Origin of the sequence: Synechococcus sp. CCY9201, from assembly GCF_034931105.1 — a bacterium.
GTDB lineage: Bacteria > Cyanobacteriota > Cyanobacteriia > PCC-6307 > Cyanobiaceae > CBW1002.
Genome location: NZ_JAYGIC010000143.1, coordinates 21230 through 41947 on the forward strand (window position 1 = coordinate 21230; position 20718 = coordinate 41947).

Genomic DNA, 20718 nt, shown 5'->3' on the forward strand with positions numbered 1-20718 from the left:
CGGCGATGCTGATGGATTTTATTGGCCAGCCCAGTCCAGCCAACAAAAAGCGCCCCTGCTGGGGCGCCGGGTTGAACAGCTGCCAACGGGCCTCAGGGGCTGAAGCGAATCACCAGCTCGACTTCACCACTCCGGGCAGTTCACCTTTGTGGGCACGGGCACGCAGCTGGTTGCGGCATAGTCCGAAATCGCGATACACGCCGCGGGGCTTGCCGGTGGCCCAGCAGCGGTTCCGCATGCGGGAGGGAGCGCTGTTGCGGGGCAGATCCTGGATCTTGCGATGGATCTCCAGGCGCTCCATCGGATCGGCAGCAGCCTCGAAAGCAGCTTTGAGCGCAGCGCGCTTGGCGGCGAAGCGTTCCACCATCTTCTTGCGCTTCACATCGCGCGCAATCATCGACTTCTTCGCCATGCGCTCTGAGCTGGTACGGAACGGGTAATGGATCAGCTTACTGGTCAGCTGGACAGCCATCAGCTGGACGCCCCCTCATCGGCGGCCCAGGCGCCGTTCGGGATGGCTGGGGCAGAGATCGGCGATCGGACAGGTCTGGCAGAGGGGATTGCGGGCCGTGCACACCGCCCGGCCGTGAAAGATCAGCCGAATCGAGAGGTTCTGCCAGTCGGGCTGCGGCACCAGCTTCATCAGATCGGGCTCGATCCGCTGCGGCTCCCGCTGCTTGCTCAGCCCCAGCCGCTGGCTGAGCCGGCGCACGTGGGTGTCCACCGTGACACCGGCGTTGATGCCGAAGGCATGGGCCAGCACCACCGTGGCTGTCTTGCGGGCCACGCCCGGCAGCTCAAGCAGCTCCTCCATCGTCTGGGGAACCTCACCAGCGTGGCGTTCGATCAGCAACCGTGAACTGGAGACGATGTTGCGTGCCTTGTTCCGGAAGAACCCCGTCGCGTGCACGTAGGGCTCGACGTCCTCGCCCTCCACGGCGGCGGCGGCGGCGGCATCGGGGAAGCGCGCGAACAGGGCTGGGGTCACCTGGTTGACGCGCTCATCGGTGCACTGCGCCGAGAGCATCGTGGCCACCAGGAGTTCGTAGGGCGTCCGCCAGTCAAGCGAGCAGGTGGCGTGGGGATAGAGCTGCCCCAGTCGCTCCAGAAGCAACGGTGCCCGCTGCCGTGGTGTGGGGAAACGGGACCGACGGCCGGCAGCGGCAAGCCCCGCAGAGGTGGTTGGCGCGGTGGCTGCGGAGGTGTGCTCCTGAAGTTCAGGTCCCGGGGAACGATGGGGGCTGCCCGGTGGATCGCTGGTCGCATCGTGGGGAATGACCAGTGGCGTACTCATCGACGCGGCGCTCTGAAGTGACTGGTTGGCTCGGAGGATTGGCTTCGGCCCCAGCGGGGGCCAGGACTCAGCAGCACATCCCTCAGCGGCTCATCAGCTGCTGGATGGCGGGCAACTGGCTGGTGTCCTTGACGATCAGCACCACGCTCAGCCCCACCAGGAACACGAAACCGGATTGGAGGAACGCCATCTGGAGGCGGTCCGGCAGGGGTCGCCCCCGCAGACCTTCCAGCAGCAGCAGCACGAACTGACCACCGTCCAACAGGGGGAGCGGCAGGGCGTTGAGCACCGCCAGGTTGATCGAGATCAGCGCTGTGAACAGAAACAGGCTGTCGCCGCCCTGCTTCGCCAGGGAGGCACCCATCTCGACAATCTTGACCGGACCGGACACCTGGCCGGCGGTTTCACCGAAGTGGGTGGCCAGGGTGACAAACCCGTCGACCGTGCGGCGGGTCAGCACCGCAAACTGGCGATTGGCCTGGAGCATCGGTTCGAGCGGGCCTGTGGGGGCCCGGAACACCTCGCTGCCGTTGGGTTGGAGCTGGGCGCCGATGCGGCCGATGCCGCCCTGATCGTCAGGGGTGAGCTCCAGAGTGACCCGGCCGTCACCGCGCGCCGCCTCGAGGCGCAGGCTCCGTTGCGGCGCCGCCTTGATCTCGTCCACCAGATCGGCCACGGCCTGCTGGCCTCCCTGGAGTTCCACGCCCTCCAACCGCACGATCCGATCCCCCGGCAGCAGGCCGGCGGCCGCAGCAGGCTGACCGGGCTGGACCGCCGCCACCAGCACCCCGGGAGTGGCACTGAAGCCGGCTGGAATGCCCACCACCACGCCCTGGGCCACCAGCACCAGCCAGGCCAGGAGCAGGTTGGCCATCACGCCGGCGGCAATCACCAGGGCCCGCTGGGGCAGCGGCCGATTGCGCAGCAGATCCGGATCATCGGCGGGAAAGGCGCAGTCGTCCTCATCGTCGGGGAAGGCGACGAAGCCCCCCAGGGGGATGGCCCGCAGGGCGAACTGCACGCCCCGGCGGCGGCGTTCCAGCAGCACCGGGCCGAAACCGATCGAGAAGCTGCTGACCCGGATGCCCTGCCAGGTGGCGGCAAAGAAATGACCCGCTTCGTGCACCACGATCAGACCAGCCAGGATCGCCAGTGCGGTGAGAACACCCATGCAGGCTCAGTCCACGCAGTTCAACCCATTGTGGTGGGTGAGGTGCTGGCGATGTGGTCGCTGCCGAAGTAGGGGACCAGCGCCGCCGGCAGCCGCACACTGCCATCGCTCTGTTGCCCGTTCTCGAGCAGGGCGGCCATGGTGCGCCCCACCGCCAGACCACTGCCGTTGAGGGTGTGGACCAAGCGGGTGCCCTTGCCTTCCTTCATGCGAATCGCGGAGCGGCGGGCCTGGAAGTCGCCGCAGGTGCTGCAGCTCGAGATCTCGCGATAGGCACCGGCGCCCGGCAGCCAGACCTCCAGGTCATAGGTGCGGGCCGCCGAGAAGCCCAGATCGCCGGTGCAGAGCTCGATCGTGCGGTAGGGGAGATCCAGGGCCTCGAGCACGGCCTCCGCATCGGCCGTGAGCTGGGCATGGGCCGCCTCGGAGTGATCGGGGTGGCAGAACCAGTACAACTCGACCTTGTGGAACTGGTGCAACCGGATCAGCCCCCGGGTGTCGCGCCCGTAGGAGCCGGCCTCGCGGCGGAAACAGGGGGTGAAGGCCACGTAGCGGAGCGGCAACTGGTCGGCCGGAATGACCTCATCGCGATGCAGTGAGGTGACCGGCACCTCGGCGGTGGGGGTGAGCCAGAGGTCGTCGTCGGCGCAGCGGAAGCTTTCCTCGGCGAACTTGGGCAGCTGGCCCGAGCCGGTGAGGCTGGCGCTGTTCACCAGGATCGGCGGCAGCACCTCGCGGTACCCCTTGCTGGCGTGGAGATCGATCATGAAGTTGATCAGGGCCCGCTCCAGCCGTGCGCCCTGGCCCAGCAAGGTCACGAAACGGCTCTGGGCGATGCGCACGCTCCTCTCGGTCTCGAACAGCCCCAACCGCTCGGCGATCTGCCAGTGCTCCTGGAGGCCGGAGGCTTCGCGCGGGGTTCCCCAGCGCTTCACCTCAACGTTGTCAGCTTCGCTGCGACCATCCGGCGTTTCAGCCGCCGGCAGGTTGGGAAGGGTGAGCAGCCGGTCACGCAGCTGGGCCGAGAGCTGCTTCTCCCGTTCTTCCAGCTCCGCCACCTGCCCCTTGAGGCGGTTGCCGGCGTCGCGCAGCTCCTGGACAGCCTCGCCGCGGGGGTCTGCGCCTGCCTTGATGCGCTGGCCGACCTCCTTGCCAACCCGGTTTCCTTCGGCCTGCAGGTCGCTGCGCTGTTCTTCCAGATCGCGTTGTTGCTGGGCGGCCTGCTGCAGATCGCCGAGATCGAGCACCATGCCGCGCCGCCCGAGTTGCTGGCTGATCCACTCGGGGTTATCGCGCAGCAGGCGCTGATCCAGCACAGTCAGAAGGGCAGTTGCCGGCAGCCTAAGGGCCGGGGATCAGGACTTCCGGCCCTGTTCTGCCAGGCCGGCTTCAGAGCACCTGCACCACTTCGCTCACTTCAGGAATCGATTCACGCAGCTTGCGCTCGATGCCCATCTTGAGGGTCATGGTGCTGCTGGGGCAGGAACCGCAGGCCCCCTGCAGACGCACTTTGACGATCGGGCCATCGATCTCCACCACTTCCACGTTGCCGCCGTCCGCCATCAGGTAGGGACGCAGCTCATCGAGCACCCTCTCCACATTCTCGATGGTGAGCGCGCGTGGATCGGCGGTCAGCGCGCTGGATTCGGAGGTGGGGGTGTCGGTGCTCATGGCTTCCATGCGTCGGTCGTCAGATTCACCTTAGAAAGACCGCCGCCGGGCTGGTTGCCGCGGAGCTGTTCGCTCAGGAGTGATCCAGCTCGGAGAAGAGACTGTCGCTGGGATCCTGTTTCCCTGCTGCCTTCCAGCGGATCACAAGGGCCTGAATATTTTTGCGGTAATCGGCGTGCCGTCGCAGGCTCACCACCAGATAGGCCGCAAAGGAGGGGAGCCCAAGCAGCAGCAGTGGCGGGGAGATGAGTCCAGCAAGCACGGCCAGCAGCAGCAGCACGACGGCGTAGAGGGCCGTGGTCCGGTCGAACTGGCCGGGAGGAACACGCCGTCCGGTGGAGAGTGCCCAGGCAAGGGCTCGGATCTCGAAGGGTTTGGTAAGGAACTGCACCTTCTGGTCGCCCAGAGCCATGCCGCTCCAGCGCGTTCGGCCTTCCGCAAGTTTCGAAAGCAACCGGGCCCGCTGACTGACCGCACGCTGCACGGCCCACATCGGCAGCCTGGCAATCAATTCGCCATCCGCATCGCTGAGGGCGTAGCCGATCTGCGTGTGCCGGGATCGTTCCAGGGAGGCCTGCCGTCCGGGATCGACTTTGCCGCGGCGACGGGCCACGTCCTGGGCGGCTGCGAACAGGGCTGCCTCATGGCCGACGCGCTGTGTCATGGATCGCTTCGGAATGGCAGGCGAACGAAGAAGCCCAGACCAGTCAGGGCAGGCCCGGTGGTGCCCCGGGGCTAGGCAGCGGAAGAACCGTGCAGAGCCTGGAGAACCCCGCTGGCAGATCCTTCAGGCCTCCAGCTGAAGCCGCACCTGGGCAGGAGGTTAGGCAGCTCCACTTCCCATGGCCAGGGTGGGGCCTCCAGCCGGGCACAACAGCCCTTCTAGGATCGAGACTCTTCCGGTGCCCCGAAGGGATCTGCCCGCGCGATGACCGATGTTCCCGTTCAGCGGATCCGCAATTTCTGCATCATCGCCCACATCGACCACGGAAAATCCACCCTGGCCGACCGACTGCTGCAGGAAACCGGCACTGTCGCGGCCCGCGACATGCAGGAGCAGTTTCTTGACAACATGGAGCTGGAGCGGGAGCGGGGCATCACGATCAAGCTCCAGGCCGCGCGGATGGAGTACAAAGCAGCCGATGGTGAGCATTACATCCTCAACCTGATCGATACCCCCGGCCACGTTGATTTCTCCTATGAGGTGAGCCGCTCCCTGCAGGCCTGCGAGGGAGCCCTGCTGGTGGTGGATGCCAGCCAAGGCGTGGAGGCCCAGACCCTGGCCAACGTCTATCTGGCGCTGGAGAACAATCTCGAGATCATTCCCGTTCTCAACAAGATCGATCTTCCCGGTGCCGATCCTCAGCGCATCAGCGAAGAGATCGAGGCAATCATCGGGTTGGATACCTCCAACGCCATCCATTGCTCGGCCAAGACCGGCCTCGGGGTGCCAGACATCCTGCAGGCCGTGGTCGACCGGGTCCCGCCGCCCGAGGATCGTGTGGATGATCCACTGCGGGCCCTAATCTTCGATTCGTATTACGACCCCTACCGGGGTGTGATCGTCTATTTCCGCGTCATCTCCGGCTCCCTCAGCAAAAAAGACAAGGTCTTGCTGATGGCGTCGAAGAAAACCTATGAGCTGGATGAAGTGGGCGTGATGGCCCCCGATCAGCGCCAGGTGGATAGCCTGCATGCCGGGGAGGTGGGCTATCTCGCCGCTTCGATCAAGGCCGTGGCTGATGCCCGCGTCGGCGACACCATCACTCTGGTGAACAACCCGGCCAGCGAGCCCCTGCCCGGTTATACCGAGGCCAAGCCGATGGTGTTCTGCGGCCTGTTCCCCACCGACGCGGATCAGTACCCAGATCTGCGCGAGGCATTGGACAAGCTGCAGCTCTCCGACGCCGCCCTGAAATACGAGCCGGAAACCAGCAGCGCCATGGGCTTCGGCTTCCGCTGCGGCTTCCTCGGCCTGCTGCACATGGAAATCGTGCAGGAGCGGCTGGAGCGGGAGTACAACCTGGATCTGATCGTCACCGCGCCATCGGTGATCTACCAGGTGAACATGCTGGATGGCTCGATGATGATGGTGGACAATCCAGCCACCCTGCCCGATCCTCAGAAGCGTGAGTCTATCGAAGAGCCCTATGTGAAGCTGGAGATCTACACCCCCAACACCTACAACGGCACCCTGATGGAACTCTGCCAGGAGCGCCGTGGCGAGTTCATCGACATGAAGTACATCACCACCGACCGTGTGACCCTCCACTACGAGATGCCGCTGGCAGAAGTGGTGACTGATTTCTTTGATCAGATGAAGAGTCGCACCAAGGGCTACGCCTCGATGGAGTACCAGTTGATTGGCTATCGCAAAAATGAGCTGGTACGCCTTGATGTGTTAATCAATTCCGAAAAGGCCGATCCGCTCACAACGATTGTGCACCGCGACAAGGCCTACAATGTAGGGAAGGGACTGGTGGAAAAACTGAAGGAGTTGATCCCGCGCCAGCAGTTCAAGATCCCGATCCAGGCCTCGATCGGAAGCCGCATCATTGCCTCGGAAAGCATCAGTGCCATCCGCAAGGACGTGCTCGCCAAGTGCTACGGCGGTGACATTTCCCGCAAGAAGAAGCTGCTGCAGAAGCAGGCCAAGGGCAAGAAACGGATGAAGGCGATGGGCAAGGTTGATGTGCCTCAGGAAGCCTTCATGGCCGTACTCAAACTCAACCAGTAGGACTGCGCTCCCACCGGATCGCCCCCTGTTGGCAATCCCCTGTCCGCGGTGGGGAACCCTGATGGCGTCGTTGCTGATGCATCGGGATGGAACAGCAGGCACCGTGGAGGACACCATGGGGAGTGCGAAGACGTGCCGGAATCGAGCCATCCGGTGGCTTTGCCCTGCCCCTGGCCATGGGCACAGCCCTGGTGCTGCTGCTGAGTGGACTGTCGATCCAGACCACTGCCCTGCAGGGGCAGGCCGTCCTGGTGGCGGCCAGCCGATCGCGGCAGGCGGAGGATGACCTGGCCTCGGCGGCGGAGCAGCTGGTGGCCACCCTGGTGCAGCAGCATCCCTGCCTGCTGCCTCTGTCCCTGGCGGACTGGTCCGAGAGCGGGCTCAGCTGCACGGATCCGGCCAGTCGGGAGCACTTGATCGCCGCGACCATCGATCTTCCGGATCAGCCGGCCATGGGCTATCGCCTGCTGCACTGGCAGCCCAGCGCTGACCTGGCAGCCGAAGCGCCAGGGTCGGGCGAAAGGCAGCTGGTCCAGACCCTGGAGCTGGAGCTGGCCGGGACCGGAGCCGGCGGGACCTCCCCAAGGGCCCAGTTCGTGGTGACGCTGGCTCAGGACACCGCCACTGAAGCCTGGCGGGTGCAGCGACTGCACGAGCTGGGTCTGCGGGGGACGCAGCGATGAGCCTGCTCGAGACCACCGTGGCCGCCGTGATTGTGTCCGGCGCCGCGAGCTGCTCCCTGCACCTCTGGGGCCTGGGCACCACCTGGAGCCAGCGGATGGATCAGCAGCGCCTGGGTTCCACCCGTCTGGAGAGCGAACTGGTTGCCAGCCTGGCCCGGCTCCACAACGCTGCCGGGCAGATGGATCCCGCACTCCCTTGCCCGGAGGCTGCGGAGCGGGCCCTGGCTCTGCTGACCCAGACCCCGGTGACGGAGGAGGGGGTGCAGCGGACCGTGCAACAGCGAGGCGAAGCTCTGCTGCTGCAGCTGAGCAGCACCGAGCCGCCCCTGAAGCGTCAGCGACTGCTCCATCCGATCGCCCTGGGGCTTTGCAGGAGCCAGCCACGGCAAGCCTTGCCGGCCCCCCCGCCGGACCCTCCCTTGGACCCACCGGTGGATGTCGATCCAGCCACCACAGATCCAGCAGTGACAGATCCAACACCCACAGACCCAGCGTCCACCGATCCAGCGACCAGCAATCCATCAGCGCCTGATGCAGCCGCCAAGGATCCAGGCTCAGCAGGATCTGGCACCGACTTGAGCGCCACCTCGAGCACCGACCTGGCCAGGGGCACCGTCGCCTTGAGTCAGACGACAGCGGGAGGGAACGATGGCACTCCCTGAGCACCGCCTCTGGCCAGAACCGGATCGGAGCGCTCCTGCAGCAGGCTTCAGCCTCGCGGAGCTGCTGGTCACGGTGGCGGTGCTGTTGCTGCTCGCAGCCATGGCGATCGGAGGGGCCCAGGGCTCGCTGGCCACCTTGCGGGTGGAGAGCGCGGCGCGGCGGGTGCTGCTCGGGCTGAGTGAAGGGCGCGCCGGCGCTGAGCGACGTGGTGAACCCTGCGCCCTGAGCCTCACGGCCGATGGCTGGCAGGAGCCTGCGGCGGGCAGCCTGCCGGCCTGCCGGGAGGGGCGCATCGATCTGACCGAGGCCATCGATGGCGGGGCCATCCGCCTGGTCGACAACCTGCCGGAGCTGGTGCGATTCAGCAGCAATGGCCTGGTGCTCGACGGCGGCACCGTGGTGCTCTCCGCCGATGGCACGGAGCTACGCCGCTGCCTGGTGATGGCGCTGCCTCTGGGGGTCGTGCGCCTCGGCCGCTACGGCGGCGATCCCGGAGCCACGCCGATCAGCGACCAGTGCCGACCGGATCCCACCCTGTGACCACCATGCAACGCCTCCGATGCCAGCCATCTCCAGCCACCGCCTTCACCCTGCTGGAGCTGCTGCTTGCGCTCAGCCTGGGCCTGCTCCTGTGTGGCGTGATCGTGCAGGGTCTGCTGGCTGAAGGGCGCAACAGCCAGCGCTTTGGCCGTCATCTCCGGGAGCGCCAGTCGCAGTGGCGCTCCCTCGAACTGGTGCGCCACGACGTGCGGCAGTCCACCGCTGCAGAAGCAGGGCCCGGCGACGCCACCGCCACCTGCGGACTGGCCGGCCGCACGGCGGTTCTGCAGCTGCAGGCGGCCCAGGGCCGGATCACCTATTCCGTCGGGGCCGCGCCGAGTGCGATCTGGCGCGGCCGGGTGCTGATGCGATGCGGTCCCGCCTTCGGGTTATACGGCGAACTCAGCAGCGGTGATGCCCAGAGCCGCGTGGTGATCGATGGGCTGCCCCGGGACGGTGCGGGGTTCACCGCGCGCCTCGATGGCCGTGGCGGCCTGGAGCTCACCCTGCGCCAGGCCTTCGATCTGGCGGAGGGCCGCACCCAGGACCTGGAATCGAAGCTCACGGTGGCGGCGCCCTGAGGCCCCTCAGGCTGCGCTGTCGTCGTGGGCGAAGCGGCTGTCGAGGAAATCGAGTGCCTGGTTGCGCAGGCCGTAATCGATCCGATCCTCCATGATTCCTCGCGGTTCCTGGCCCGCGGGAAGGTGATCTCAAGAATCTCACCGATCTTCGCCGAGGGGCCGTTGGTCATCACCCCCATCCGATCAGCCAGGAACAGCGCCTCGTCGATGTCATGGGTGATCATCAGCACCTCCGGCCGGATCGCCAGGGCCCGGGCGATCGCCACCCGTTGCTTCATCCCACCGGAGAGCTGCGGGATCTTTGTCTCGGCCGCTTCGGTAAGCCCCACCATGGCGAGGTGCTCCCGGTTGATCTCCTTCTTCTCACGCGCCGACAGATCTGGCTTGACCGAATCGATCGCCAGGTAGACGTTCTCGTAGGCGGTGAACCAGGGCAGCAACGCATAGCCCTGGAACACCACCATTCGATCGGGGCCGGACCTGGTGATCCGGTTGCCGTGCAGCACCACCTGGCCATCACTGGGAGTGGAGAAGCCCGAGGCCATGTTCAGCAGGTTGGAGTTGCCGCAACCGGCGCGGGCGATCGCCCGCCCGTTTCGCACCCTGCTGCAGCTGGATCTGGAGCGGCCCGTGGGGCTCGACACCGATCAGCTCGGCAGCTTCGATGGGCGGCGGCCACGGCCAGGGGGAGCGGAGGACGCCTGCCGCCGCAAGGCCCAGTTGGGCATGGACATCCTCGGCCTGCCGCTGGGCCTCGCCAGCGAGGGCAGCTTCAGCTCACACCCGGCTCTGCCCATCCTGGGGCCGGCCTGAAGCTGATGGTGTTCCTGGATCAGGACCACGATCTGGAGATCTGGGAGCGGCTGGAGATGAACCAGGGACTTCCCTGCGGCTGGTGCGGATGGCCCACCTCCCTGGCTCGCGCCGAGCGATTCGGCTGTGTCAGCTGCTCCCACACCGCGGAACGTCCCCGCTGCGTGCGTGGAACCCGCGCCGCCGTCAGGACGATCTAATACGTCGGAATCCCGGCCATGTGCAGGTACACAGCCGGGATAGAAAACGGACCAGATCAGATCAGATCAGAACTTGTGATCGCGCAGGGCTTCCACCTGGTAGATATAGGTGATGATCGAGTAGTCAGCGTAAAACTTGGCTTCGATCTCATGGGTGATCTTGTCGGCCAGCTCGCGGGTGCCAGTGAGCACCTCGATTTTTACATTGGAGAGAGTGTGCGAGACGACTGGATCTCCCGTGGAGCGCACATTGCGACTACCTTCCCCACCAGCTGAATTTACGGTATAGCCGGTGGCACCTGCCGCCTTGATGAGCTTGATGAGTTTCTTGGAGAGGATTTCCTCCGCAACGATCACCAGCTTCCAGACTTGTTGACTCATGACTTTGACCTCCGAGCGGTTGTAGTTGTGAAGGGTTTAAGACTGAGAACTATCTTAAAGACCGAGCATCATCTCGGCAATCCCAATGAAGAGTGGGATGCAGATGGCGATCGCCACCGGCGTGCCGATGGCCGTGGAGGCGCCGATGTAGGCGGAGGGGTTCGCCGAGGGAATGCCAGCGCGCAGCGTTGGCGGGCCCGAGATATCCGAGCTCGACGCGGCGATCACCGCCAGCACAACAGCGCCACCGATGCTGAAGCCCGTGATCTTGTGAATGACAAGACCAAGACCGAAGGCCAGAAAACCGTGCAGGATGGGTGCGATGAAAGCGTAGATGGCAAACCACTGGGCAACCTTGCGCAGCTCATTCATGCGCTGGGCGGCCTCCATCCCCATGATGATCATCAGGATCGCAAGGAAGCCGCGGAACAGAGGGTTGAAGAAGCTCTCATAAACGGGCTCAGGCTTGGTGAGAATGCCAAGGGCCACACCCAGAAGCAGCGATGTGACGGCAGAACTCTGCACGCTTTCCTTGATGATCGGCCAGATCTCGACTTTCTCGGAAGCGTTGCCGGTCTTCTTGCTGAGGTAAACGCTGGCCACCACGATCGCCGTCACCAGGGCCGGGATGTCCATGAAGGGATAGAGGGCCGCCGTCCAGGCTTCATAGGGGATCTTGGCGGAATCCAACTGGGGCAGCACCGCCGCAAGAGTGGAGCCACTGACCGCGCCGAACAGGCCACCGGTGGCCACGGCGTCAGGCACCTTGATGCCTGGCATTTTCCCCAAGGTGTAACGACCGATGAACACGATCACGATACCAAGCGCCACAGCAGCGAGTGCCGGGAGGAAGATCTCGGTGGGGTTGGAATTGCGAATGGCGATGCCTCCGCTCAATCCGATCTTCAGCAGCAGGAAGAAGGTGATGAACCTGTAGATCGAATCTGGAATGGCCAGCTGGCTGCCGAATGAGGCGACGACCATGCCACCAATCAAGAAGCCAAGTGTTGGAGACTGAAGCTGCTTGATGAAGAGTGTAAGAAATTCGGCCAATTGAATCCTCTTGATGTGTTGACGACTAGGACTGCGGAATGTGTAGGTTGTCGAGCAAGACGAGCCAGCCACTGCCAGGCCAGGCCTCGGTGTTGCTATCGGATTGACGGGTGGATGAGGACATCCAAAGCCCGAATCAGGCTCCCTTAGGAATCAAGCATGGGTCACCGTTGCGGCGGTCGGGAGACGTTAATACCCGGGGACGACCACTGGGTGGTTGTGTTCCGCAGGATTGCGGATGCCATTGATAAGGTCAGACAATCAATCCAGTCAATCCTGGCTCTTGAGCCACAAGCACCCGATCTGGATCGGCCACCCTTGTCTGAATCTGGTAGTGACGCGACCCCAATCAGGGATCCAGCTTCCATGAGTACAGGTGGGGAGCATCAGCCTTGACGATCCCAGTCATGGATCACCATCACCTGGGGATCGCCCGACCCTGGCGAGCTGCCTGTCGCAGCTGATCAGCCCGGCAGGATGACGCGGTCGATCACGTGCACGATGCCGTTATCGCAGACGATGTCCGCCGAGACGACCGTGGCGTTCTTCACTTCAAAGGGTTCGACGCTGCGAATTGGTACCGGGGCCCCTTCGAGGCTCTGCCACTCCGGTTGATCGACCAGATCGGCACGGCAAAAGTTGCCGCCCAGCACGTGGTATTTCAGGATGCGGGCCAGCTGGGGCGGATTGTCCACCAGCGTCTGCACGCAGCCGGGCGGGAGGGCTGCGAAGGCATCGTCCACCGGTGCGAACACCGTGAAGGGCCCCGGACTCTCCAACGCAGCGGTGAGGCCAGCCACCTCCACCGCGGTGAGGAGAGTGGCGAAGCAGCCCGCGCTGCGCGCAGTCTCGATGATGGAGGCCATAGGTGTAAGAGGAGGTAACGGATTCAGCGATAGTCCTGGGTCTGGACCTGGGGCAGGCGCGCCTCCGGCCTGAGGAAACGGTCCATCTGCGCCTCGAAGAAGCGTCGGTTGGCCAGCAGGTGCTCCGGATTGGTGTCGTCGAGCGGATAGAGCAGGGCACAGCGCAAGGCCTGGATCACCGCCGAGGTGACGTTGTACATCGAGCGCTGAAAGGTGATGCCCAGCTGAACCAACTGGTCTTCTTCACTGCGGCGGTGCTTGCGGTAGAGCTCCTGCAGGTAGGGGGGCAGGAAATGCAGCATGTCCTGCATCAGCAGGGTGGGGGGGATGCCCGCCGAACCCACCGGAAACACGTCAGCATAGAGAATTCCGTAGTGGAAATCAGCCTGATCGCTCGGCACCTGTCCAGCCTGGGCGTTGTAGCTCTTGGTGCCTCGGAAGGGTGATGTGCGGTAGAACACTGCTTCCACATACGGGAGAGCAGCTTCGTAGAGCCAGGTGAATCCTTCGCTTTTGGGGATGACTTCAATGCACTCCCCATCCACATAGACGTGGTGGTAGATCGGCCTTCCTGCCACCGCAAAGATGCCATTCACCAAAAAGTCCATGGCATCGGGAACGCCCTGGAAGCCACCTTCATCGTAGATGTCGCTCATTTCGAAAAAGACCGGCGCCATCACCTCCCAGAACAGGCCGAGATTGGCGGTGTAGCTGGCCTGCTTGCATTGCTCCAGAAACATCTCTGGGAACAACTTGTACAAGCCCAGCATCACGGGGTTGCGCTTGAAGTAAGCATGGATTGCTCGGTCAGCATTGGCACGGTAGGCCTCCGATTCGAGATAGTCGTTGAAACGCCCCCCCATACCCTGGTGCCAGAGCATGGCCCGCATGCAGGCCTCGGCGAACTCCATATTCACCCGGTCGTGCCAGAGGTGATGGAGTAGCTTGGGCATGCGGAAGGTTTCGCCCTTCTCCATGAAGGCCAGCAGTTCCGGATGCGCCTTCTCTCCACCCCGCCAGATCCTCAGAGACGACTGATCACCCGCATAGGAATTGGGTCGATCCAGATACTCCTGTGAGATCAGGTATTTGAAGGCGGGCAGGGGCTGGAGGAACACCTGCTCAGCGATGTAGAGCAGATCGCGCCAGTAAAAATCCATCGGCACGGCATAGGCCTTGTAGATGCCGATGATCTGCATCAGGTTCTCCGGCGTGTCCGGCAGCATTGAGCCGCCGGCCTCAAGCCGGTGAATCACCTCCGCGTAGGGATGGTTGGAAGGGGGGATCAGGGGGGTGGTGGCCGGGGCGCCGGCCTGAACGGGAGACGTGCTCATGACGGCAGAACGACCGAGGGGGTAGCGGAGGGGGCGGCCGCTGAGACGAGGCCGGAGGGCACCATGGCCAGCGAGGCGGGGGCGATTGAGTTCGGGATGATCAGGGGGCGGACCGCCAGGGCGGCGGTATCGGCCTCGCTCCAGCCCACCAGGGCCGTAGGCCAGATCCCGACAGCGATCACCAGCAGGGTGAGCGCCAGGGCCGGGGCCCTTTCGCTCCAGCAGGTCGACTGCCAGTCGGCGCGCTCGTTATCCAGACGGCCGAAGCCCACCCGGTTGAACAGACGCACGGCATAGACGGCCGTGAAGCCTGAGGCCACCAGACACACCAGGGTGGCGCGGGGGAAGGCGGTCCAACTGCCTTCGAACACCAGCAGCTCGGCAGGGAAACTGGCCAGACCCGGAATGCCGGCGGCTGCCATCAGGGCAACCAGCAACATCCCCAGGGTGAACGGCAGGCCCCGCAGGGGATTGAGCAGACCGGAAAGTTCGGGTATGGAGGAGGTGCCGGTCTTGCGCTCGATCAGCCCCACACAGGCAAACAACAGAGCCAGAATCAGACCGTGCGCCAGGATCTGGGCCACGGCTCCCTGCAGGCTGAGGGGCGTTGCCGCCGCCAGGGCCAGGACCAGCAGACCCATATGGCCAAGCGAGCTGTAGGCCATCAGGCGGCGCATGTCGCTCTGGGCGATGGCGTTGAGGGCGCCATACACGGCACTGATGGCGCCCGCAGCGGCGATCCAGGGCGACCAGCTCACCCAGAGATCGGGCAGATCACCCACCGCGAAACGGAGTAGCCCGTAGGCGCCCAGCTTCGAAACCGCACCGCCCACCACCATCACAACCGGAGTGGGGGCCTGGCTGTAGGTGAGCGGCTGCCAGCCGTGCAGCGGCACCACCGGAAGTTTCAGGCCGAAACCGAGCAGCAGCAGGGCCAGGATCCAGCGCTGGGCGGTGGGGGAGAGATCAGCGTTGCTGAGGTCGTCGTAGCCGAAGCTGAAACCGTTGGCGTTGAACCAGCCAAAGGCGAGCACGCCCGCCAGGAGGGCGAGGCCGGAAACGGCGCCATAGAGGAGGAAACGGATCGCAGCGCCGGCGCGCCGCTCACCTCCCCAGATCGCCACCAGCAGCGTGGTGGGGATCAGCACCAGCTCGAAGGCGAGCACGAACAGCAGGGCGTTGCGGGCGAGGAAGGCGCCCATGACCCCCAGGTTGGTGGCCAGCAACAACGGAAAGAACAGCCGGGGCCGCAGCTGATCAGCCGGTGCCGAGAGGATGGCGGCCGTGGAGAGCAGGCTGGTGAGCAGGATCAGCGGCAACGACAGACCATCCAGCCCGAGATCGAGCTGAAGACCCAGCTGGGGCACCCAGTCTTGATGGAGATCAGCAGGGGGCAGGCGCCAGCACAGCAGACCCACCAGCAGCTGGGCGGCCGTGGCCGCAGCCGCAAGGCTGCGCACCCGTACGGGCTTCCCCTCGGGAAGCAGCGGCAGCAGCAGGCCGGCGGCCAGGGGGAAAGCCAGCAGCAGCAGGAGAACGGAGGGTGCCATCAGCGGAGAGAAACGAAGGGCACGAGGGGCTGGCTGGCCAGCAACCAGGCGGACATCAACAGAACCCCCAGCAGCAGCGACAGGGCATAGGCCTGGGACCGGCCGGAGGTGGTGAGACTGAGGCGCCGGGCGCCTTCGAGGGTGGCTTCACCGGTGACCTCGCTGAACCCATCCACCAGACGCTGATCCGACCAGGCGCTGAGGCGGGCCAGGGTCAGCACCAGCCCCACCACGGTGCGGTGATAGAAGCGCTCGGTCTGCATGTCGTGGGCGAGCCAGTCCTGCAGGCCCCCAAGGGCTGCCGGCAGATGGGCCAGGGGATGGGGCCGCAGATAGAAGAGGGCCGAGAGTCCACCCCCCAGCAGGGTGGAGAGCAGCAAGGGAACCGCCAACGGACCCCAGCCAGGCAGGGGCGTGAGGGCAAAGATGCCGTTCCGCACCAGCAACTGGGGCATGTGCAGCACCAGACCGGTGAGGAACAGCGTGGGCAGCACCATCAACCAGAGCCCTTCCGGAGAGCGGACTGTGAAGGGGGTGGTGCGGCCTCCCCAGATCTGGCCGAAGACCCTGATCAGCCCCGCGCTGATCAATGCATTGGTGAGTAGCACCAGGCCGCTGAGCAGCAGGGGATGGGTACTGGCGGCCGTGAGGGCCAACAATTCCCGCAGCGCGGCAAAGCCGCCGAACGGAGGCAGACCGATCAGGCCGAAGGCACCAACGAGGAAAGCGATGCCCATCAGGGGCCTGCGGCTCCACAGCCCACCCAGCTGGGTGAGGTCCTGGGTGACGTTGCTGATCACGATGGTGCCGATCGACATCAGCATCAGGGCCATCGGCAGGGGATAGACCAGCAGAAGATGGTCGGCAACAGTGATGCCACTCAGTCCCACAGCCACAAACAGCAAACCCAGCCAACTGCTCACCAGGAACGACAGGGCGCGCTTCACATCCACCTGGGCCAGGGCGATCAGGGAGGCCACCAAAGCGGTGGTTCCCCCGACGACCACCAGCACGGCCTGGACGAGCGGGCTGAGTTCGATCAGTGGTTCCAGGCGCAGCAACACCCAGGCACCACCGACCACGACCACCGAATTGCGCAGCACGGTGGAGGGAAGCGGACTCTCCATCGCCTCATCCAGCCAGAGATGGAGCGGGATCTGAGCACACTTTCCCATCGGGCCTGCAATCAGGGCCAGAAGGATCAGGGTGAAGGCCGCCGGCAAGCCATCACCAGAGGCGGCCTGGGCCGCCGCCCAGGCCTGGAGGCCATGGAAATTCCAGGTGCCGGTCATCGGTAGCAGCGCGATCACCCCGGCCAGCAGGATCAGGTCCCCCACCCGCTTGGTGAGGAAGGCATCGCGGGCTCCCTTCACCACCAGAGATTGGTTGTACCAGGTACCAACAATCAGATAGGTACCGAGGGTGAGCAATTCAAGGATCACATAGCTGAAGAACAGCGAATCGGTGAGAACAAGCCCGCAGAGGCCGGCCTCGAAGAAACTCAGACAACCGAAAAAGCGGGGCCAGCCCCAGTCCATTTCCAGATAGGCAATCGTGTAGATCTGCACGAGAACATGCAGGCCTGTGATCACCGTCATCGCAATCAGCGACGGTTCGCTGATGATCCCATCAAAGCCGATACGCAGTCCGGCGGTCGACAGCCAGGTCCAGCTGATCGTCAGAGGTCGATAGAGGGCGGCGGCGCCAGCCGCGGCATTGGAATGCAGGGCGATCAGGGCGAGCACGCTGTGGACGAACGACACGCTCACCATCAACAGGTTGAGGTAACCGCACGGCCTTGGCCCGGTTCGGGCGATCCCGCCCGACGACCAGGCCAGCGAGGCCAGGGCGGCGAGAAGGGGGTAGAGAGGAATGAGCCAGGCCGTCTGAGCCAGGAAGACGCTCATCGCAGGGGAGTAGGGGGAAGGAAAAGCAAGGCAGCCATGGACATCCAGAAGTGGTCAGACATTGGCCAAGGCCCTGGCCACTCTGGAAGCCGCCTGGAGTGATCGGGTGGATGACACATTCAAGCCTGAATGAGGTGCCATGCGGGAGTTATCGACAACACTTCACCCCAGCAAGGTGATCGGGGCCAGGCGAGGAAAAAGGGAGACAGCTTGTTCAGGCCTTTGGCATCGGTTGGACAACGGCAATGATTGGCCGCTGATACTAAAGGGGTGCCGCTTGATCATGGGTGGATTGGCAGCGAGAAAATCCTATGTCTGCATCAAGGATTCGTGATCAGAAGATTTGTGATCAGGTGTCCTGATCACCGCCTGCGCTGAGCGGTGGGACGATAGGGGTTGGTTCCGCGCTCCACCCTTGCCTTGCCCTTCCTGCGGTTGTCGTGTGGCGGCCCGCTCCAGACAGGGGGTGGGTGGTGGCCGGGACAGCCTGATCTGTGCCGATTGCGGTCGGCCGCTTGAAGGGATGGGGGAGAGACCGCCCCGGGGTTTGCGGTGGAACGATGGCCTCATGGCGGCATTCGCGGTTGTGGTGGTCGTGGTATCGATCACCTTGATCACCACGCTCGAACGCCTGGATCCCGCGGGGATGGGACAGCCCACCACCGAGGAACCCGCGTTCCGCTAATCGAGGCCTCGACCACGGCGATCCCGCCAGGTTCTCAGCAGCACCAAAGCCACCCGGGCCACCACGACGAGCACGGCCAGCACCAGCACAACCTGGATCACGTGGGCGAAGGGGGCGATCCGGGCCGCGGCCTGCTCGTAGTGCTCGCCCAGGGTCATGCCGGCCAGGCTGAGAAAGAGGATCCAGATCAGACTGCCGGCCCCGCTCCAGAGCAGGAAGGGCAGCTGAGGCATCAGCTCCAGACCGGCTGGAACCGATACCAGAGTGCGCACCCCCGGCAGGATCCGGCCCCAGAACACCACCGCATGGCCGTGGCGCTGAAACCAGCGGCGACTGCGGGCCAGATCGTTCGGATGGAGGCCGATCCAGCGCCCATGGCGAGCCAGCAGGCGTGCCAGCCGCTCTTCACTGATCAGGCGACCGACCCCGTACCAGAGCCAGGCGCCGAGCAGGGTGCCGCTCAGGCCGGCCACCACCACCGGCAGCAGCGCCAGCTTCCCCTGGGCTACGAGAAAACCGGCGAGCGGCATGATCAGTTCGGACGGAATCGGTGGAACGACGTTCTCAAAGAACATCAGCATGCCGATCACCAGATAGCCCCAGAGCTGGTTGGCCTCCACCGCTGCGCCGATCAGATCCGGGAGCGTTTCGATCAGAGCCTGCACGGCGTGTTCCCGGGGAGGAGCCTTGGGTTCGGGAGCCAATGCCCCGTGCCTGGAGTTTGGCGCCCCAGCGCTGAGGAGCGATCCCAGAATTCAGCTCTTCACAACCTCCGCATGACCGCAGACTCCCGCCCTCCCACGTCCCTGGAGGCGCGATCATCGGCCCGGAGGCCTGGGGCAGGTGGTGTGCGGGTTCTGCAGTCCCGCGGCTTCATCATCTTTCTCACCCTGCTGATTCAGCTGGCCGACTGGCTTTCTTCGACGCAGGTGGTAGTGGGTTATCTCTTTGTCGTTCCCCTTCTGCTGGGAGCGGAGCGTCGCGGACGGGCCGAAGCGATGCGCTATTTCCTGCTCTGTTGCCTGCTGACGCTGATCCCTCTGAAGCTGGGGCTGCACACCGCAGCCTGGCCGGCGTCCCTGGCCTGGCGGCCGCTGGCCTCCCGCCTTCTGGCCTGCCTGGCACTGGGGGTCACCACGGAATTATGTCTCCGTAATCGACGCCTGCACACCCGCCAGCTGGCCATGGAGGTGCGTCTGGCCCAGGCCGATCTTCGGCACGATCTGATCGACACCCTGGCCCACGATCTCAAGACCCCGGTGCTCGGAACTCTGGCCACCGCCCGACTGATGCGCCAGGAGCTTGATCCTGATGGGCTGAACGACCTGCAGCTGCGCGGCCTTGTCGCGATCCTGAGCAGCCAGGAGCGCTGCCTTCGGCTGATCGAGGACCTGCTGCAGATCTTCCGCGCCGATATCGACGGCCTGCCTCTCCATCGAGAGCCCCTGAACGTGATCGGCCTGGCACAGGACGCCATCGAAGCCGTACGCCCCCTGGCAGAGGAACGGTCGATTGTGCTGGAGCTGCGCCTCCCGGCTGGGCAGGACACCCTGACCTGGCTGTGCGATGCCGCCATGGTGCGTCGGTTAATGGAAAACCTTCTTCTCAATGCGATCGGCCACTCCCTCCGCCGCGATGTGATTGCCCTGGTTCTCGTCGCTGTGGACAGTGAACTACGCCTTCAGGTGCTGGATCGTGGTCCCGGGTTTCCTGCAGAGTCCTTGGCCCAACTATTTGATCGTTTCTACCGCGCTGATCCCGATCGACGCGGCAGTGGCCTGGGGCTCTACCTGTGCCGCCAGATCGTGGAGGCTCACCATGGCCGGATCACCGCCACCAATCGCCCCGAAGGTGGAGCCCTGTTCGAGGTCGTTCTGCCGGCAGAGGTGCCATCGTGGCGTGAGGTTGACACCAAGTCTCTTGAAGCTCCTGCTGATTGAAGACGACCAGGCCTACAGCCTCGGGATCGAGACATTCCTGCATCGCCAGGCCTTTGTGGAGGACGTGCGCACCACGGCCGATGGAGAACGGGCTCTGGAGCTGCTGGCCGAAGCGCCCGTGGATGTGGTGATCCTGGATATCGGCCTTCCGGGCCTGGGTGGCATGGAGGTCTGTCGGCGGATCGTGTCAGGTTTCGGGCTGCCGGTGCTGATTCTCACCAGCCAGGACGATGTCAGCTGGGTGGGGCGGCTGTGGGAGATGGGGGCTTCGGGCTATCTCCATAAGGCCGTGGCCCTGGACCATCTGGAGGTGGCCCTACGCAGCCTCAGCCAAGGCGCAAGCTGGTGGGATACCACCGCCACAAGCGCCCTGCGCGAGCGCAATCAGGGTCTGCAGCAGCTGAAAGCCAACGTCATAGCCTTGCCGCCGCTCACCCGCCGGGAGGGGGATGTGCTCGTCTGCCTCGCTGATGGCCTCACCAACAATGAGATCGCTGCCCATCTGGGGATCACATCTGGAACGGTGCGCATCTATCTGCAGACGATCTTTCAGAAGCTTGGGGTGACAAACCGCACCCAGGCTGTGCTCCGCTATCTCGGTCGCTCTGAGGAGGGCGTCAGGGTCTGAACCCAGCGCTGCAAAGGTTCA

Annotated in this window: 22 protein-coding genes and 1 pseudogene; 9 read left to right on the top strand and 14 right to left on the bottom strand. The window is 64.6% G+C overall.

The features are described from left to right. Positions 1 to 109: 109 nt before the first annotated feature. From rpsN to VB716_RS13540, 6 genes are all read right to left on the bottom strand, one after another. The gene (gene rpsN, locus VB716_RS13515; protein WP_197153877.1) at positions 110 to 412 is read right to left on the bottom strand and encodes a 30S ribosomal protein S14; all 303 of its coding nucleotides are present in this window, start codon (positions 410 to 412) and stop codon (positions 110 to 112) included. A gap of 75 nt (positions 413 to 487) precedes the next feature. Further along, positions 488 to 1294: an endonuclease III gene (gene nth, locus VB716_RS13520; RefSeq protein ID WP_197153878.1), complete on the bottom strand. Its 807-nt coding sequence runs from the start codon at positions 1292 to 1294 to the stop codon at positions 488 to 490. Positions 1295 to 1376: 82 nt separating this feature from the next. Then, positions 1377 to 2465 carry an RIP metalloprotease RseP gene (rseP, locus tag VB716_RS13525; RefSeq protein ID WP_197153879.1) on the bottom strand — a complete coding sequence of 363 codons (1089 nt, stop codon included), beginning with the start codon at positions 2463 to 2465 and terminating at the stop codon, positions 1377 to 1379. A gap of 20 nt (positions 2466 to 2485) precedes the next feature. Further along, a complete protein-coding gene (serS, locus tag VB716_RS13530; protein WP_322757493.1) occupies positions 2486 to 3781 on the bottom strand; it encodes a serine--tRNA ligase in 1296 nt (431 codons plus the stop codon). A gap of 73 nt (positions 3782 to 3854) precedes the next feature. Further along, the gene (locus tag VB716_RS13535; protein ID WP_370594612.1) at positions 3855 to 4136 is read right to left on the bottom strand and encodes a NifU family protein; all 282 of its coding nucleotides are present in this window, start codon (positions 4134 to 4136) and stop codon (positions 3855 to 3857) included. 73 nt (positions 4137 to 4209) lie between these two features. Continuing rightward, complete coding sequence (locus VB716_RS13540; protein WP_323270755.1) at positions 4210 to 4800, bottom strand: hypothetical protein; 591 nt, start codon at positions 4798 to 4800, stop codon at positions 4210 to 4212. Between the two features lie 264 nt (positions 4801 to 5064). Here VB716_RS13540 and lepA point away from each other — a divergent pair, with 264 nt between their 5' ends. From lepA to VB716_RS13565, 5 genes are all read left to right on the top strand, one after another. After that, complete coding sequence (gene lepA, locus VB716_RS13545) at positions 5065 to 6873, top strand: translation elongation factor 4 (protein ID WP_197169668.1); 1809 nt, start codon at positions 5065 to 5067, stop codon at positions 6871 to 6873. 122 nt (positions 6874 to 6995) lie between these two features. Further along, the gene (locus VB716_RS13550) at positions 6996 to 7556 is read left to right on the top strand and encodes a hypothetical protein (RefSeq protein ID WP_322757492.1); all 561 of its coding nucleotides are present in this window, start codon (positions 6996 to 6998) and stop codon (positions 7554 to 7556) included. Continuing rightward, positions 7553 to 8218 carry a hypothetical protein gene (locus VB716_RS13555; protein WP_322757491.1) on the top strand — a complete coding sequence of 222 codons (666 nt, stop codon included), beginning with the start codon at positions 7553 to 7555 and terminating at the stop codon, positions 8216 to 8218. The genes VB716_RS13550 and VB716_RS13555 overlap by 4 nt, the downstream gene beginning before the upstream one ends. After that, complete coding sequence (locus VB716_RS13560) at positions 8205 to 8759, top strand: GspH/FimT family protein (RefSeq protein WP_322757490.1); 555 nt, start codon at positions 8205 to 8207, stop codon at positions 8757 to 8759. Before VB716_RS13555 ends, VB716_RS13560 begins: the two co-directional genes overlap by 14 nt. 5 nt (positions 8760 to 8764) lie before the next feature. Continuing rightward, positions 8765 to 9340 carry a prepilin-type cleavage/methylation domain-containing protein gene (locus VB716_RS13565; protein WP_197153886.1) on the top strand — a complete coding sequence of 192 codons (576 nt, stop codon included), beginning with the start codon at positions 8765 to 8767 and terminating at the stop codon, positions 9338 to 9340. A 6-nt stretch (positions 9341 to 9346) separates the two neighbouring features. On the opposite strand, the pseudogene VB716_RS13570 reads toward VB716_RS13565, so the two are convergent. Further along, positions 9347 to 9924, bottom strand: a pseudogene (locus tag VB716_RS13570) (ATP-binding cassette domain-containing protein); the annotation flags it as partial. Between VB716_RS13570 and VB716_RS13575 the strand changes: the two are divergent. After that, positions 9866 to 10153, top strand: coding sequence for a hypothetical protein (locus VB716_RS13575; RefSeq protein ID WP_197159362.1), 288 nt, complete (start codon positions 9866 to 9868; stop codon positions 10151 to 10153). The pseudogene VB716_RS13570 and the gene VB716_RS13575 overlap by 59 nt on opposite strands. A 5-nt stretch (positions 10154 to 10158) precedes the next feature. Beyond that, positions 10159 to 10353 (top strand): hypothetical protein, encoded by a 195-nt coding sequence (locus tag VB716_RS13580; RefSeq protein ID WP_197169672.1) that lies wholly within the window; start codon positions 10159 to 10161, stop codon positions 10351 to 10353. A gap of 66 nt (positions 10354 to 10419) precedes the next feature. On the opposite strand, the gene VB716_RS13585 is transcribed toward VB716_RS13580, so the two are convergent. The 7 genes from VB716_RS13585 to VB716_RS13615 all read right to left on the bottom strand — a co-directional run bounded on the left by VB716_RS13585 (position 10420) and on the right by VB716_RS13615 (position 18833). Further along, positions 10420 to 10734: a P-II family nitrogen regulator gene (locus tag VB716_RS13585; protein WP_197169673.1), complete on the bottom strand. Its 315-nt coding sequence runs from the start codon at positions 10732 to 10734 to the stop codon at positions 10420 to 10422. A 54-nt stretch (positions 10735 to 10788) separates the two neighbouring features. Then, positions 10789 to 11787, bottom strand: a complete 999-nt coding sequence (locus VB716_RS13590) for a sodium-dependent bicarbonate transport family permease (protein WP_197153889.1) — start codon at positions 11785 to 11787, stop codon at positions 10789 to 10791. 464 nt (positions 11788 to 12251) lie between these two features. Next, complete coding sequence (locus VB716_RS13595; protein ID WP_197153890.1) at positions 12252 to 12653, bottom strand: fasciclin domain-containing protein; 402 nt, start codon at positions 12651 to 12653, stop codon at positions 12252 to 12254. 23 nt (positions 12654 to 12676) lie between these two features. Continuing rightward, positions 12677 to 13987 (bottom strand): CO2 hydration protein, encoded by a 1311-nt coding sequence (locus tag VB716_RS13600; RefSeq protein WP_322757489.1) that lies wholly within the window; start codon positions 13985 to 13987, stop codon positions 12677 to 12679. Continuing rightward, the gene (locus tag VB716_RS13605; RefSeq protein ID WP_322757488.1) at positions 13984 to 15537 is read right to left on the bottom strand and encodes an NADH-quinone oxidoreductase subunit M; all 1554 of its coding nucleotides are present in this window, start codon (positions 15535 to 15537) and stop codon (positions 13984 to 13986) included. The genes VB716_RS13600 and VB716_RS13605 overlap by 4 nt, the downstream gene beginning before the upstream one ends. After that, positions 15537 to 17444 carry an NAD(P)H-quinone oxidoreductase subunit F gene (locus VB716_RS13610; RefSeq protein WP_323249194.1) on the bottom strand — a complete coding sequence of 636 codons (1908 nt, stop codon included), beginning with the start codon at positions 17442 to 17444 and terminating at the stop codon, positions 15537 to 15539. Before VB716_RS13610 ends, VB716_RS13605 begins: the two co-directional genes overlap by 1 nt. 681 nt (positions 17445 to 18125) lie before the next feature. Further along, positions 18126 to 18833, bottom strand: a complete 708-nt coding sequence (locus VB716_RS13615) for a DedA family protein (RefSeq protein ID WP_323270756.1) — start codon at positions 18831 to 18833, stop codon at positions 18126 to 18128. A 72-nt stretch (positions 18834 to 18905) separates the two neighbouring features. Between VB716_RS13615 and VB716_RS13620 the strand changes: the two genes are divergently transcribed. Next, entirely contained in the window at positions 18906 to 20069 is a 1164-nt protein-coding gene (locus VB716_RS13620) for a sensor histidine kinase (protein ID WP_197153895.1), read from the top strand. Then, a complete protein-coding gene (locus VB716_RS13625; RefSeq protein WP_323270757.1) occupies positions 20050 to 20697 on the top strand; it encodes a response regulator transcription factor in 648 nt (215 codons plus the stop codon). The genes VB716_RS13620 and VB716_RS13625 overlap by 20 nt, the downstream gene beginning before the upstream one ends. Positions 20698 to 20718: the final 21 nt, after the last annotated feature.